Source organism: Paramagnetospirillum sp., assembly GCF_058402745.1.
In genome coordinates this window covers 233164-246232 of record NZ_JBZVFI010000017.1, presented here as the reverse complement: position 1 = coordinate 246232, position 13069 = coordinate 233164, and the positions used below count along the sequence as shown (strand labels likewise).

General features: G+C 67.8%; 18 protein-coding genes. 10 read left to right on the top strand and 8 right to left on the bottom strand.

All coding sequences use genetic code 11. From position 1 onward, the window contains the following. Position 1 precedes the first annotated feature (1 nt). The 5 genes from ACV4UZ_RS15455 (at position 2) to ACV4UZ_RS15435 (ending at position 2515) form a co-directional block, all read left to right on the top strand. Positions 2-496 carry a YMGG-like glycine zipper-containing protein gene (locus ACV4UZ_RS15455; protein WP_491601681.1) on the top strand — a complete coding sequence of 165 codons (495 nt, stop codon included), beginning with the start codon at positions 2-4 and terminating at the stop codon, positions 494-496. A gap of 93 nt (positions 497-589) precedes the next feature. Next, positions 590-880, top strand: a complete 291-nt coding sequence (ihfB, locus tag ACV4UZ_RS15450; RefSeq protein ID WP_008614847.1) for an integration host factor subunit beta — start codon at positions 590-592, stop codon at positions 878-880. Next, a complete protein-coding gene (locus ACV4UZ_RS15445; protein WP_491601680.1) occupies positions 877-1146 on the top strand; it encodes a lipopolysaccharide assembly protein LapA domain-containing protein in 270 nt (89 codons plus the stop codon). Before ihfB ends, ACV4UZ_RS15445 begins: the two co-directional genes overlap by 4 nt. 13 nt (positions 1147-1159) lie before the next feature. Continuing rightward, the gene (pyrF, locus tag ACV4UZ_RS15440) at positions 1160-1867 is read left to right on the top strand and encodes an orotidine-5'-phosphate decarboxylase (RefSeq protein ID WP_491601679.1); all 708 of its coding nucleotides are present in this window, start codon (positions 1160-1162) and stop codon (positions 1865-1867) included. Between the two features lie 3 nt (positions 1868-1870). Then, the gene (locus tag ACV4UZ_RS15435; RefSeq protein ID WP_491601678.1) at positions 1871-2515 is read left to right on the top strand and encodes a phosphoribosylanthranilate isomerase; all 645 of its coding nucleotides are present in this window, start codon (positions 1871-1873) and stop codon (positions 2513-2515) included. 78 nt (positions 2516-2593) lie between these two features. Here ACV4UZ_RS15435 and ACV4UZ_RS15430 read toward each other — a convergent pair whose 3' ends face one another. The 3 genes from ACV4UZ_RS15430 to ACV4UZ_RS15420 form a co-directional block, all read right to left on the bottom strand. Next, positions 2594-3580, bottom strand: coding sequence for a sensor domain-containing diguanylate cyclase (locus ACV4UZ_RS15430; protein ID WP_491601677.1), 987 nt, complete (start codon positions 3578-3580; stop codon positions 2594-2596). A gap of 132 nt (positions 3581-3712) precedes the next feature. After that, positions 3713-5299 (bottom strand): DHA2 family efflux MFS transporter permease subunit, encoded by a 1587-nt coding sequence (locus tag ACV4UZ_RS15425; protein WP_491601676.1) that lies wholly within the window; start codon positions 5297-5299, stop codon positions 3713-3715. After that, positions 5299-6327, bottom strand: coding sequence for an HlyD family secretion protein (locus ACV4UZ_RS15420; protein ID WP_491601675.1), 1029 nt, complete (start codon positions 6325-6327; stop codon positions 5299-5301). The genes ACV4UZ_RS15425 and ACV4UZ_RS15420 overlap by 1 nt, the downstream gene beginning before the upstream one ends. 209 nt (positions 6328-6536) lie before the next feature. Between ACV4UZ_RS15420 and ACV4UZ_RS15415 the strand changes: the two genes are divergently transcribed. The 4 genes from ACV4UZ_RS15415 (at position 6537) to ACV4UZ_RS15400 (ending at position 9311) form a co-directional block, all read left to right on the top strand. Then, positions 6537-6836 (top strand): DUF1476 domain-containing protein, encoded by a 300-nt coding sequence (locus tag ACV4UZ_RS15415; RefSeq protein ID WP_491601674.1) that lies wholly within the window; start codon positions 6537-6539, stop codon positions 6834-6836. A 76-nt stretch (positions 6837-6912) separates the two neighbouring features. Continuing rightward, positions 6913-7920, top strand: a complete 1008-nt coding sequence (locus ACV4UZ_RS15410) for a TerC family protein (RefSeq protein WP_491601673.1) — start codon at positions 6913-6915, stop codon at positions 7918-7920. After that, on the top strand, positions 7917-8504 hold the full coding sequence (locus ACV4UZ_RS15405; protein ID WP_491601672.1) for an exopolysaccharide biosynthesis protein: 588 nt from the start codon (positions 7917-7919) through the stop codon (positions 8502-8504). Before ACV4UZ_RS15410 ends, ACV4UZ_RS15405 begins: the two co-directional genes overlap by 4 nt. Positions 8505-8609: 105 nt before the next feature. Next, complete coding sequence (locus ACV4UZ_RS15400) at positions 8610-9311, top strand: pirin family protein (protein WP_491601671.1); 702 nt, start codon at positions 8610-8612, stop codon at positions 9309-9311. Positions 9312-9444: 133 nt separating this feature from the next. Here the strand turns inward: ACV4UZ_RS15400 and ACV4UZ_RS15395 are convergent, their stop codons facing one another. The 5 genes from ACV4UZ_RS15395 to ACV4UZ_RS15375 form a co-directional block, all read right to left on the bottom strand. Further along, positions 9445-9978, bottom strand: a complete 534-nt coding sequence (locus tag ACV4UZ_RS15395) for a F0F1 ATP synthase subunit B family protein (protein WP_491601670.1) — start codon at positions 9976-9978, stop codon at positions 9445-9447. Further along, positions 9975-10469, bottom strand: coding sequence for a F0F1 ATP synthase subunit B family protein (locus tag ACV4UZ_RS15390; RefSeq protein ID WP_491601669.1), 495 nt, complete (start codon positions 10467-10469; stop codon positions 9975-9977). Before ACV4UZ_RS15390 ends, ACV4UZ_RS15395 begins: the two co-directional genes overlap by 4 nt. A 123-nt stretch (positions 10470-10592) precedes the next feature. Next, positions 10593-10817, bottom strand: a complete 225-nt coding sequence (locus ACV4UZ_RS15385; protein WP_008614862.1) for a F0F1 ATP synthase subunit C — start codon at positions 10815-10817, stop codon at positions 10593-10595. An 80-nt stretch (positions 10818-10897) separates the two neighbouring features. Next, positions 10898-11641: a F0F1 ATP synthase subunit A gene (locus ACV4UZ_RS15380; protein ID WP_491601668.1), complete on the bottom strand. Its 744-nt coding sequence runs from the start codon at positions 11639-11641 to the stop codon at positions 10898-10900. Positions 11642-11654: 13 nt separating this feature from the next. Beyond that, positions 11655-12023 carry an AtpZ/AtpI family protein gene (locus ACV4UZ_RS15375; protein WP_491601667.1) on the bottom strand — a complete coding sequence of 123 codons (369 nt, stop codon included), beginning with the start codon at positions 12021-12023 and terminating at the stop codon, positions 11655-11657. Between the two features lie 350 nt (positions 12024-12373). On the opposite strand from ACV4UZ_RS15375, the gene ACV4UZ_RS15370 reads away from it, so the two are divergent. After that, on the top strand, positions 12374-13069 hold the full coding sequence (locus ACV4UZ_RS15370; RefSeq protein ID WP_491601666.1) for a substrate-binding periplasmic protein: 696 nt from the start codon (positions 12374-12376) through the stop codon (positions 13067-13069).

Here is a 13069-nt window from a genome sequence, read left to right as displayed (position 1 = left end):
CATGCGCAAGATCGCCTTCGCCCTTGCCGCCCTCGCCCTGCTCGCGGCCTGCGCCGAAAATCCCACCGAGGGTCAGGTGTGGGGCACCGGCGCCGGTGCCGTGGTCGGCGGCGGAATCGGCCGGGCGGCGGCCCTGGGCGCACCCCACCTGGCTTCCACCTTCACGCCGGTGGGCGCCGTCGCCGGAGCGGCGGCGGGATACATGGTCGGCGGCTGGGTCGATCCCCATGCCTACCGGCTGTGGAGTTCGGCCACCGTCGAGGCGGCGGAGAGCGGCAAGGATGTCCGCTGGGCCGAGCGCGGCCTGGAAGGCTCCGTCATCCCGCTGGGCAAGGACTGGACCGATGGCGGCGGACGCTGGTGCCGGCGACTGGCCCAGACGGCGCGGCGCACGGGCGAGGCGGCGGATTCCTATTCCCGCGAGGTCGTGGCCTGCCGGCTGCAGGAAGCCACCTGGGAGGTGGTCACTCCTGCCGAGGATGAGCCGAAAAGCTAAAAACCCTTCCTCCTCAGAGACTTGGCTTGACGGGGGCGGGGGGCTTCGGCATGCTGGCCCTAACCTGAAAGCACAACCAAGGACTTGAAATCCATGACCAAGTCGGAGCTGATCGCCCGTCTGGCCGAGGCCAACCCCCATCTCTACCAGCGGGACGTCGAGCGCATCGTCACCACCATCTTCGACGAGATCGCCTCGGCCCTGGCCCGGGGCGACCGGGTGGAGCTGCGCGGCTTCGGCGCCTTCTCGGTGAAAAAGCGCGACCCGCGCACCGGCCGCAATCCCCGCACCGGCGAGACGGTGTCGGTGGAGGGCAAGGCGGTGCCCTTCTTCAAGACCGGCAAGCAGCTGCGCGAGAAGCTCAACGTCGGCGGCGGCTCGTGAGGCTGCTCGCCTGGATAGTCGGCCTGCCCCTGGCCGTGCTGGTGACGGTGTTCGCCGTCGCCAACCGGGCGGAGATTCGCTTCGACCTGTGGCCCCTGCCCTTCGGCGTCGACCTGCCCGCCTATCTGGCGGTGCTGGTGCCGCTGGCCTTGGGCCTCGCCGCCGGTTTCCTGCTGGGCTGGGCGTCGGGGCTGAAGGCCCGGCTGCGCGCCGGTTCCCTGCGACGCCAGCTGGATGCCACCCGGAAGACCCAGTCCCAAGCTTGAGGTAGACGTTCCCGTGACCAATCCCGTTTATGTCGCCATCGACACCACCGATTCCGCCCGCGCCGTGGCCCTCGCCCAACGCCTGAAGGGGCTGGTCGGCGGCTTCAAGCTGGGCCTGGAATACTTCACCGCCAACGGCCCGGCCGGCATGGAAGCGGTGTCCGGCCTCGGCATGCCACTGTTCGTCGATCTCAAGCTGCACGACATTCCCAACACCGTGGCCGCCGCCATGAAGGGGGTGGTGCGCCTGGGCGCCGCCATCACCACCATTCACGCCTCGGGCGGCGCCGCCATGATCCGCGCCGCCGTGGACTCCGCCCATGACGAGGCCGCCCGCCTGGGCGTCACGCCCCCCGCCGTGGTGGCGGTGACCATCCTGACCAGCCTGGACCAGGCCGGGGCCGAGCAGGTGGGCTTCGAGCGTCCGGTGCTGGACCAGGTCAAGCGCCTGGCCGCCCTGGCCCAGGAAAGCGGCGCCGCCGGCATCGTCTGCTCGCCGCTGGAGGTGGAGGCGGTGCGCGCCCTCTGCGGTCCCGATTTCAAGCTGGTGATTCCCGGCATCCGTCCCGCCTGGAGCGAGGCCGGCGACCAGAAGCGCTTCCTCACCCCCGCCGAGGCCCGCGCCAAGGGGGCCGACGTGCTGGTGATCGGCCGGCCCATCACCGGCGCCGCCGACCCCGCCGAAGCCGCCGGCCGGATCAAGGCCGAACTGGGACTCTAGATCATGCCGGTCGAGGTCAAGATCTGCGGCATCACCGACGAAGAGGCCATGGATGCCGCCATCGAGGCCGGAGCCGATTACGTCGGGCTGGTGTTCTTCCCCCCCTCGCCCCGCAACGTCACTCCCGACCGCGCCGCCGAGCTGGTGGAGTTCACGCCGGGCGAGGTGACCAAGGTCGGCCTGTTCGTCGATCCCGACGACGCCACCCTGGATGCCGTGCTGACCCGGGTGCGGCTCGACCTGCTGCAGTTGCACGGGCACGAGACGCCCGAGCGGGTGGAAGCCATCCGCCTGGAATACGGCCTGCCGGTGATGAAGGTGCTGTCGGTGTCGGTGGCCGAGGACCTTGCCGCCGCCGAGCCCTATCTGGCGGTGGCCGACCGCCTGCTGTTCGACGCCAAGCCGCCCAAGGGGGCCGTCCTGCCCGGCGGCAACGCGGTCAGCTTCGACTGGACCATCCTGACCGGGCGCAAGTGGGGCCTGCCCTGGATGCTGGCCGGCGGCCTGACGCCCGCCAACGTGGCCGAGGCGGTACGCATCAGCGGCGCTCCGGCCGTGGACGTCTCCTCCGGAGTGGAAAGCGCGCCCGGCGTCAAGGACGCGGCAAGGATCCAGGCCTTCATCCGGGCGGCCCGTTCAGCCGGATAGGCCCTGGCGGGTGAAAGCGGCCGGGACGGCCGCGCTCCGGGACGCGCTCGATTTGGAGCGCGGGCGTCCCGCCCGCATTCAAGCCTCCGCCAGTTCCTCCACCCGATCGGTGCCGACCACCCGGTTGCGGCCCTGGCGCTTGGCGCGGTAGAGCGCCGCGTCGGCGGCGGCCACCAGATCCTCGGCCCGGCATTCCTCGGTGGGAACGAAGGCGGCGGCGCCGATGGACAGGGTGACGCATTCGGCGGTCTGGCTGGCCCCGTGGGGCAGGTTGAGGGCGTGGACGGCGTCGCGGATGCGTTCGGCCACGTGGAGCGCGCCTTCCAGGTCGGTGTTGGGCATGATCACCGCGAATTCCTCGCCGCCGTAGCGCGCCGCCAGGTCCGAGGGGCGGAACACCTGCTCGCCCAGGGCGCTGGCCACCGCCTTCAGGCAGGAATCGCCCTTCTGATGGCCGTAGGTGTCGTTGTAGAGCTTGAAATGGTCCACATCCACCAGCAGGACGGCCATGGGGGTGGCCTCGCGCCGGTTGTGCAGCCACTCGGCCTCCAGCTTCTCGTCGAAGGAGCGGCGGTTGGCCAGTCCGGTCAGCCCGTCCTTGACCGCCAGGCTTTGCAGCGCCATCTGGGCCAGCTTCTGTTCGGTCTGGTCGCGCAGTGTCTCCACCACGGCCAGCAGGTGGCCGTCCTCGTCGTAGATGGGGCCGGCATCCACCGCCAGGTACAGGCGTTTCCTCACCTGGGGCATCACGCACCAGTTCTCGGCGCGCAGGCCGTGGCTGCAGTCGCTGGGCTCGGTGTGGGTGACGTAAAGCTCGTCCATGGAATCGGGGCGGCCCAGCACCACCAGATCGGCCAGGCAATAGCGCTCCTCGTCGTAGAAGGCCCGCCAGTGGTCGGTGGTGCCGATCACTTCATGGGCCGGAACGCCGGTCAGGCGCTCGCAGGCCTTGTTCCAGATGATCACCCGGCGCTCGGCGTTGAGCACGAAGGTGGGGACGACGAGATGCTGCATCAGCCGCACGGCGAAGACGTGCGCGGATTCGGTATTGCGTGAGGTGGGCACCGCTTCCCCCATGTGACGTTCACGGCCGGCCGCTTCTGTGGCGGTCCTGGCGACTCCCTTGCGGGCAATCATGCATGGAACCGGCATCTGATTCCACCGCTTCGGTCAAATTCCTTCCCAATCAGAACGATTTCAATGCCCTCCTCCACCCGCGCTGGGGTGGCGGACCGGTTGCAGCAGGGGCAACAGCAGCAGGCCCAGGGCGAACACCGCTCCCATCAGCAGCAGGGCGTCGCCGAAGGCCATGGTCATGGCCTCGCGCCGGGCCAGTTGCGACAACAGCTTCAACGCCGCCCGCTCGGCGCCGCCGTCCAGCAGGGGGGCGAGGCGGGTGGTCAGGCCTTCCAGCATGCCGACGGCCGCGCCACGGGCCGCGGTCAGGGTCTCGGACAGGCGGTTCAGGTGAAGGTCGAGGCGGTGGGTCAGTACCGTGTTGATGGCGGCCAGCCCGATGGCGCCCCCCAGATTGCGCATCAGGTTGTAGAGCCCCGACGCGTTCTGCACCTTGTCGGCGGGCAGGTGGCCGAGCGCCACGGCGTTGATGGGCACGAAGCAGAACATCAAGGACAGGCCGCGCACCGCCTGGGGCAGGAACATCTCCCAATAGCCCCATTCCGAGGTGAGATGGCTGTTCAGCCACAGCCCGCCGCCGAACAGGGCGAGCCCCAGGCCCAGCATGTGGCGCAGATCCATGTGGCGGGCCAGATTGCCGGCCAGCGGCGCCGACAGGGCCTGGAAGGCGCCGGTCACCATCATGGTCAGCCCGATCTCCAGGGCGGAATAGCCCCTGACCCGCCCGAGATAGAGGGGGATGACGTAGACCGAGCCGTAGAGCCCGATGCCGATGATGAAGGAATAGAGGCAGCCCACCGTGAAATTGCTGTCGGAGAAGGCCCGCAGGTCCACCACCGGATTTCTCGCCGAAAGCTCGCGCCAGACGAAGCCCAGCCCCGCCAGCGCCGAGACCAGGGCGGCCAGGGTGATGTGGCCGCTTTCGAACCAGTCGTCGCCGGGGCCTTCCTCGAGCACGTATTGCAGCGCTCCCAGGAACACCGCCACCAGAACGATGCCGCTCAGGTCGAAGCCCTTCAGCATGTGCAGCTGCGGCTTGTCCCGGCGGCCGAACAGCCAGACCAGGGTGGCGACCGCCGCTCCCGGCACGACGTTGACCAGGAACAGCCAGTGCCAGCTCCAGGTCTCGGTCAGCCAGCCGCCCAGCGTCGGTCCGATGGTGGGCGCCATGGTGGCGGTCAGGCCGATGACCACCGACATGCTGGCCTGCATGCGGGGCGGAAAGATGATGTAGGTGGAGGCGAACACCGTGGGAATCATGGCGCCGCCCAGGAAACCCTGGATGGCGCGGAAGGCGATCATGGATTCGATGCTCCACGACACGGCGCAGGCGGCGCTGGCCAGGGTGAAGGTGACGCAGGAGGCGAAGAACAGATAGCGGGTCGAGACCACCCGGGCCAGCCAGCCCGACAGGGGGATCATCACCACCTCGGCGATCAGGTAGGCGGTCTGCACCCAGCTGACCTCCTCGGCCGAGGCCGAGATGCCCGCCTGAATCTGGGCGATGGAGCTGGCGACGATCTGGATGTCCAGAATCGCCATGAACATGCCCACCACCATGGCCATGAAGCCCACCCAGTCGCGGACGCTGACCACGCGGTCATTGGGGTTGATGGGGGGATTGGCGGACGGAGGAGCGGCGCTCATCAGCCGGCGTCCCGGGTGTCCACCTTGACCACCACCGACAGGCCGGGACGCAGCCGCCCGGCCAGCGGGTTGCCGTGGTCCACGCGGATGCGCACCGGAATGCGCTGCACCACCTTGGTGAAGTTGCCGGTGGCGTTCTCGGGCGGCAGCAGGCTGAACTTGGCGCCGGAGGCCGGGGCGAAGCTGTCCACCGTCCCGCCGATCACCGCCCCGGGGAAGGCGTCGACCTTGATCTCCACCCGGTTGCCGGGCTTCATGCGACCGATCTGGGTCTCCTTGAAGTTGGCGTCGATCCAGACGTCGGACAGCGGCACCACCGCCAGCAATTGCTGGCCGGGGCGCACATACTGGCCCTCGCGCACCGCCCGGTTGCCGACCACGCCGTCCAGGGGCGCGCGGATGGTGGCGGCGTCCAGCTCGGTCTCGGCGATGGCCAGATTGGCGCGGGCCTGTTCCATCTGGGCCAGGGCGACATGGCGCTCCGAGCTCAGCACCGCCAGCTGGCGCCGCGCCGCCTGCAATCCCGCTCCCGATCCGGTCAGGCTGGCCTCGGCGCGGGCCGCGTCGGCCTGGGAGATGTCGAAGCGCTGGCGGCTGACGTAATCCTCGCGCACCAGCCGGCGGGACCGCTCGTAATCGGCCTTGGCGCGGACCATCTCGGCCCGGGCGGCGGAGATGGAGGCCCCCGACTGGGTGATCACCGCCTCTTGCACCGCCACCCTGTCATCGATCTGCATCAGCTGGGCCAGGCGGGCCTTGACCTGGCCGGTGGCCTCGTCCACCCGGGCGCGGTAGTCGCGGGGGTCGATGCGCAGCAGCACGTCGCCCTTGGCCACCGGCTGGTTGTCGCGCGTCATCAGTTCCACCACGTGGCCCGCCACCTTGGGCGAGATGATGGTGATGTCGCCATCCACATAGGCGTCGTCGGTGGATTCCATCCAGCGCCATTCCTGGTTCCAGCGATGGGCGCTCCACCCTCCGGCGGCGACGAGGGTCAGAAGGGCGGCAAGCGCGATGGGCTTCTTCATGGCGGCATCCAAAAACTAAACCGTTCAGTTCAGTTTATAGCCTTGCCGGTCCCGGCGAGTCAACCGATCCCGGCCCGCGCGGCGCAAGCGGGCGGAACTTACCAAAGTTTAAGCCGATGCCGGACTTCCGCCTTGCCGAAATGCGCCTTAACTCATAGCTACTGGCCCCGCCATGCGGCGGAGCCATCATGTTCGCAAGGGAGAAAGCGATGGCGATCGACAAGGCGCTTCACGACAGCAAACTGGCCCACGACCATGACCGGGCGTTCCGGGCCCGGGCCAAGGGGGTCAAGATGGCCGGGCTTTGGGCGGCGGAAAGGCTCGGCCTTTCCGGCACCGCCGCCGAGGAATTCGCCCGCAGCGTGGTCGCCACCGATTTCGACGAGCCGGGGGACGAGGACGTCATCGGCCGTCTGCGGGTGGAACTGGCCGCAGCCGGCGTGTCGGAGGCCGATATCCGTGCTACGCTCACCCGCTGCCTGACCGAGGCGGAGGCGGCAACACCATAAACGGCATGAATCGATGACGCGGGGCCGCCTGCCTTGGCAGCGCGGCCTCCAGGCATGACAGGAGAGGGCGAGGGTCATGGAAATTCTTCTCGGCGGGCTGGCCGTTTCGTTTCTGGGCAAGGCGGCGTGGCTGTGGCTGGTCTTCCTGGGTCTGGTGGTGCTTCTGCTGGTGCTCGATCTGGGTGTGCTGCACCGCAAGGAGCGGGAGATCGGGGTCAGTGAAAGCCTCGTCCTCAGCCTGGGCTACATCATGGTCGGCCTGGCCTTCGGCGCCTGGATCTGGTCCACCATGGGGGCCGAATCCGGCCTCAACTACCTGACCGGCTTCGCGGTGGAGAAAAGCCTGGCGCTGGACAACATCTTCGTCATCTCCATGATCTTCTCCTATTTCGCCGTTCCCCGGATTCATCAGCACCGGGTGCTGTTCTGGGGCGTTCTGGGGGTGATCGTGCTGCGCGGCATCATGATCGCCCTGGGCGCCGCCCTGGTGGAGCGGTTCGATTGGGTTCTGTGGCTGTTCGGCGCCTTCCTGGCGATTACCGGCATCAAGATGCTGGTGATGGCCGACAAGCCGCCTTCCGATCTGGCCGACAATCCCGTGCTCGGTTTCCTGCGCCGGCGGATGCGGGTGACGCCCGAGCTTCGCGGCAACCACTTCTTCGTGCGCGAGGCCGACGCCGGCGGCCGCATGGTGTGGTGGGCGACGCCGCTGTTCCTGTGTCTGATCCTGGTGGAACTGGCGGACATCGTCTTCGCGGTGGACAGCGTTCCCGCCATCTTCGCCATCACCACCGATCCCTACATCGTCTATACCTCGAACATCTTCGCCATCCTGGGGCTCAGGGCGCTGTACTTCGCCCTGGCCGCCATGATCCACCGCTTCGTCTATCTCAAATACGCCCTGGCGCTGGTGCTGGTGTTCATCGGCGGCAAGATCTTCTGGGCCCAGTTCTACGGCAAGCCCGATCCCGCCATCGCCCTGGCGGTTACGGTCAGCCTGATCGGCGGCGGTGTGCTGGTTTCCCTGTGGCGGTCGCGCAACGACGCTCCGCCGGTGCCCGAGGACGGGAGGGCCGGCGGGTGACCCGCCACCGCTCTCCGGCCCGCGCACTTGCCGGTCTGCGCCATCTCGGCGGCGGCTCCGGCCCGACCATGGCCCAGGTGGTGGATCACCTGGCCGAGCGCTCGACCCCCCTGGCCGTCATCCTGATGGCGGGGCTGGCCATGGTGCCCTCGCCCGGCCTGCCTCTCGGTCTGATCACCGGTCTGGCCATCGCCTGGATGGGCGCAACCGCCCTGTGGGGCCGTCAGGGCGGCCTGCCGGAGAGTCTGTCGCGCCGCACCCTGCCCCGCCCGATCCTCGAAGCGGCGCTGCGCCGGTTGGTGCCCCTGATGCGGCGCGTCGAGCGGCGCACACGGCCCAGGCTGGCGCTGCTGGCGCAGGGGCGGGGGGCAGGGGTGGCGCTGGCCGCCATCGTCCTGCAGGGGCTGGTGCTGGCGGTGCCGCTGCCGTTCGGCAACATCGCGCCCGCCTCGGCCATTCTGATGCTGGCCGCCGGGCTGCTGTGGCAGGACGGGCTGGGGGTGCTGGTCGGCCACGCGCTCGGGGTGGTGTCGGTGGGCGTGATTCTCGGGCTGGGGTGGTCGGCGCTGGCCCTGGCGACATAGCGTTCCCTATGGCGCAACAGTATTGTGAGAAATGGGATGATTGTTGAGATGTGGCCGGCGCCTTAGATGTCGTGTCAGGACCAATTCCTCGTGAAAGGACCGGACATGACTCTCTCCCTCCGCCCCGCCGCCGCCCGCGGCCATGCCGAGCACGGCTGGCTCAGCAGCCGCCACACCTTTTCCTTCGCCGATTATTTCGACCCGGCCCAGATGGGCTTTCGCGCGCTCCGGGTGATCAACGAGGATTGGGTGGCCCCCAAGACCGGCTTCGGCACTCATCCCCACCGCGACATGGAGATTCTCACCTACGTCATCGCCGGGGCGGTGGCCCACAAGGACAGCACCGGCGGCGAGGGCATCATCCGCCGGGGCGAGATCCAGGTGATGAGCGCCGGCACCGGCATCCGCCATTCCGAGATGAATCCGCTGTCGGACGAGACGCTGCACCTGCTGCAGATCTGGATTCTGCCCGAGACGCGGCACCTGCCCCCGCGGTATGTCCAGGCGGAGTTCGACGACGAGTCCAAGCGCGACCGTCTGCGGCTGATCGCGTCCCGCGACGGAAGCGACGGTTCGCTGGTCATTCATCAGGATGTCTCGGTGTATGCCAGCATCCTCAGCCCCGGCCACGGCCTGTCCCATGAGCTGGGGGCGGGCCGTGGCGCCTGGGTGCAGGTGGTGGCCGGCGCCCTGGCGGTCAACGGTCAGGTTCTGTCGGCGGGGGACGGCGCCGCCATCGAGAACGCGGCGGCGGTTGATCTGTCGTCGGAGAACGGGGCGGAGATCGTGCTGTTCGATCTGGGCTGAATGCGGCCGGGACGGCCGCGCTCCCGGAATGGATGGCGTCACGGAGCGCGGGCACCCAGCCCCCGTGGACATGCAAAGCAAAACCCCCGCCGGTCGCCCGGCGGGGGTTTTTCTTGGGTCCGATCGGGCTGGCTTAGTGCAGCTTGCCCGGCAGGTCCTTGATGGCGTTGTCGACCAGGGCGCCGGTCTGGGCGGCCGACAGGCTTTCGCCGATGACCTTCTGGGCGGCGCCGATGGCGACGTCCACGGCCAGGTTCTGCACTTCGCGCAGCGCCTGGGCCTCGGCCTGGGCGATGCGGTCCATGGCCATCTGCTCGCGGCGCTTCATGGAGACCTCGAGATCCTTGGCCGCCTGCTTGGCGAGGCGCTCGGCCTCGGCCTTGGCGTGGGCGATGATCTCCTCGGCTTCCTTCATGGCGTCGCGCTGCTTGCGCTGATAGGTGGCCAGCATTTCCTGGGCCTCCTCGCGCAGCTTGTGGGCTTCGTCCAGGCGGGCCTTGATCTTGGCCGAACGGGCGTCCAGCGCGGCGGCGATGGCGCGGCTGACCGGCTTGAAGGCCAGGGCCACCACCAGGATGAACGCGACGTTCACCCAGAAATGGGGCTGCTGGTAGAAGGCGCCGTGGGCGGCGCCGGCGACATCGGCGGCGTAAGCGACGGAAATCATTTGCCGTGCTCCTTGAGGGCGCTGGCGATCGCGGCCTCGAGCCGGGCATCGTCGGCCGGGCTGCCCACCAGGCGGGCGATGGTCGCGCCGGCGACGTCGAGGGCGACGTCACGGACGTTGGCCAGGGCCTTGTCCTTGGCTTCGGCGATGCGGGCCTCGCCGGCCTTGACCTGATCGGCCAGACGGGCGGCAAGCTCGCGGTTGCGGGTCTCGGCTTCGGCCGACAGGCGGTCCGAGGCTTCCTTGATCACCGACTGGGCGTGGGCGCGGGATTCGGCCAGGGCCTTTTCATAGGCGGCCACGGCGGCCTCGGCCTCGGCCTTCAGCTGGGCGGCCTTGTCGAGGTTGTCGTCGATCTTGCGCTGACGCTCGTCGAGGACGGCGCCGATCTTGGGCAGCGCCACCGTGGACATCACGAAATAGAGCGTGACGAAGGTGAGCACCAGCCAGAACAGCTGCGGCGCGAAGAAGGTGGGATCGAATTGAGGCATCCCAAAGCTCCCAAACGGGGAAGGCCCGAAAAACTGTGCGGAGCGGCCGGTGAACCGCGGCGGGGCGCCCTTGGGGCGTCCTGCCGCGGACCCTACCGTTCCGTAAGGAGAGACTCTTCGCGATTAGGCGAAGAGGACCATCAGAGCAACGACCAGGGCGAACAGCGCGATCGCCTCGGTCACCGCGAAGCCGATCCAGCCGTACAGCTCGACATTGGCCTTGGCGGAGGGGTTGCGGCCCACGGTGGAGATCAGGTTGGCCCAGATGTTGCCCACGCCGATACCCGAACCGATCATGCCGATGGCAGCCAGACCGGCACCGATGAACTTAGCAGCGCTCGCTTCCATTTACTCAACTCCTTCAGGACAAAACGGAACAGGGGTGAAACTTGAAACGTCCTCAGCCGGCGAACCGCCCGGCCAGCCACTTAGTGCATGTGGATGGCGTCGTGCAGATAGATGCAGGAGAGGATGGTGAACACATAGGCCTGCAGCAGCGCGATACCGAATTCCAGCACCGTGATAGCCGACAGGAAGGCAAAGGGAACCACACCGGGGATCACGTAGAACGCGCCCAGCGACACCACGAACCCGCCCATGACCTTGAGGATGATGTGACCCACGGTCATGTTGGCGAAGAGACGGACGGCGAGGCTGAAGGGGCGCGAGAAGTACGAGATCAGCTCGATGGGGATCAGGATGACCGCCGTCGCGATGGGCGCGCCGTGCGGGAAGAACATGCGGAGGTAATGGGTGCCGTGGCGGGCGAAGCCGATCACCGTGACGCCCACGAACACCACCAGCGCCATGGCGAAGGTGACGATTACGTGGCTGGTGTAGGTGAAGCCGATCACCGGGATCGGAATCATGCCCAGCAGGTTGCCGAACAGCACGAACATGAACAGGGTGAAGATGAAGGGGAAGTACTTCCGGCCTTCGGACCCCACGTTGTCGCGCAGCATCCCGGCGATGAATTCGTAGAACACCTCGGCCATGGACTGCCAGCGGCCGGGCACCAGGGCGCGGGACCGGACCGACAGGGTCAGGAACAGGGTGATCAGGCAGATGGACAGCACCATCATGGCAGCGGAGTTGGTGAACGAAATGTCCACGCTCCCTACCTTGAGCGGAACCAACGGCTGGATCTTGAACTGCTCGATCGGATTAGCCACCGCTTTGCCTCTCTCAATGGTCCTTCGCCGGATCAACTCCGGCACCTTCGGCTCTCCGCTGCGCCTGGCCCAGGCCCACCGTCTCGTCCATGCCGCGCATAAGGCGGTACACGTTCATGACGCCGGCCGCTCCGCCCAGGAGCAGGAAAACCACCATCAGCCAGGGGGCGGTCCTCAGCCAGGCGTCCAACGCCCAGCCGATGCCGGTCCCCACCAGCACGCTCGTCACCAATTCGACGCCGATGCGCATCCCCAGACCCATTCCGGAAGGGCGCCCACGCGCCTCCGGTCCGCGACCCGAGTCCTCTTCCTCCCTGGCGCGCGCGGCGCGCAGACGGGCGTCGAGGTCATCGAAAGACGGGGGAGTCTCGCGGTCAGCCATCGGTCGGTCCTCGAAATTCCCCCTTCTGGCCCCTTGGTGCCAAAAGCGCGGGCACCATAAGGTCTGGACCCACCCGTGTCAAGGACTCAAACCGGCGGGGGCAATATGCTGATTTGCATTGTGAAATCAGGGGATTTGGCGAATTGCCGCGCCAAGGATGCTGCGATGCGAAAAGAATCTTCCCACCCGAGGGGGTGGCGTCGGGCGAGGGGGGCTCACTCCCATGGGGGGGAGCCGCATCGAATTCCGAGAACGATCTTCTAGCCCGATCCATCTGGTTGTATCGTGAGAGGCGACGAAAGGGGTGGGTTGAAATGCGGTGTCGGCATCTGATCCCGATCATTGCCGCTGTGGCGGCATTGGTCTCGGTAGGCGAGGCGGCTTGGGCCGAGCCCCTGGTCGTAGGCTATATCGAACGTCCGGCCTATGCCTGGAGCGAAGACGGGAAGGCCAAAGGGCTGTTCGTGGACATCGCCCGCGACATCCTGGCCCGCGCGGCCATTGACTACCGCTTCGAGGCCTTGCCGCCCAAACGGATGCTGAAAAGCGTCAAGGAGGGCGGCTCCATCTGCCTGCTCGGCAATTTCAAGACGCCGGAGCGCGAAGCATATGCAGTCTTCACCAGGCCGATCTTCCAGAACCGGCCGATCGGCGTTGTGATCCTCAAGGAGCGGGCTGCGGCCTTCGCCCGCCACAAGACCCTGGCGGAGTTGACCGCCTCGCCCGACCTGCGGCTGGGATTGGTGGACGGCTTTTCCTACGGTGCCGGCATGGACGCCGTCATCGACCGGATGAGCGGGGCCAAGGTTCCGGTGGGCAGCTCCCAGGCGGGCATGATCAGCATGCTCGTCGCCGGGCGCTTCGACTACATGCTGGCCGATCACGAGGAATGGGAGGAACTGGCGCGTTCCGTCAACGTTTCCGCCAGCCGGCTCGACGTCCTGTCCTTTCCGGACCTGCCCGAGGGCAACAAGCGCTACCTGATGTGCAGCAAGACGGTGCCCGGCGAGCTCATCGAGCGCATCAACCGCGCCATCGGGGGATAG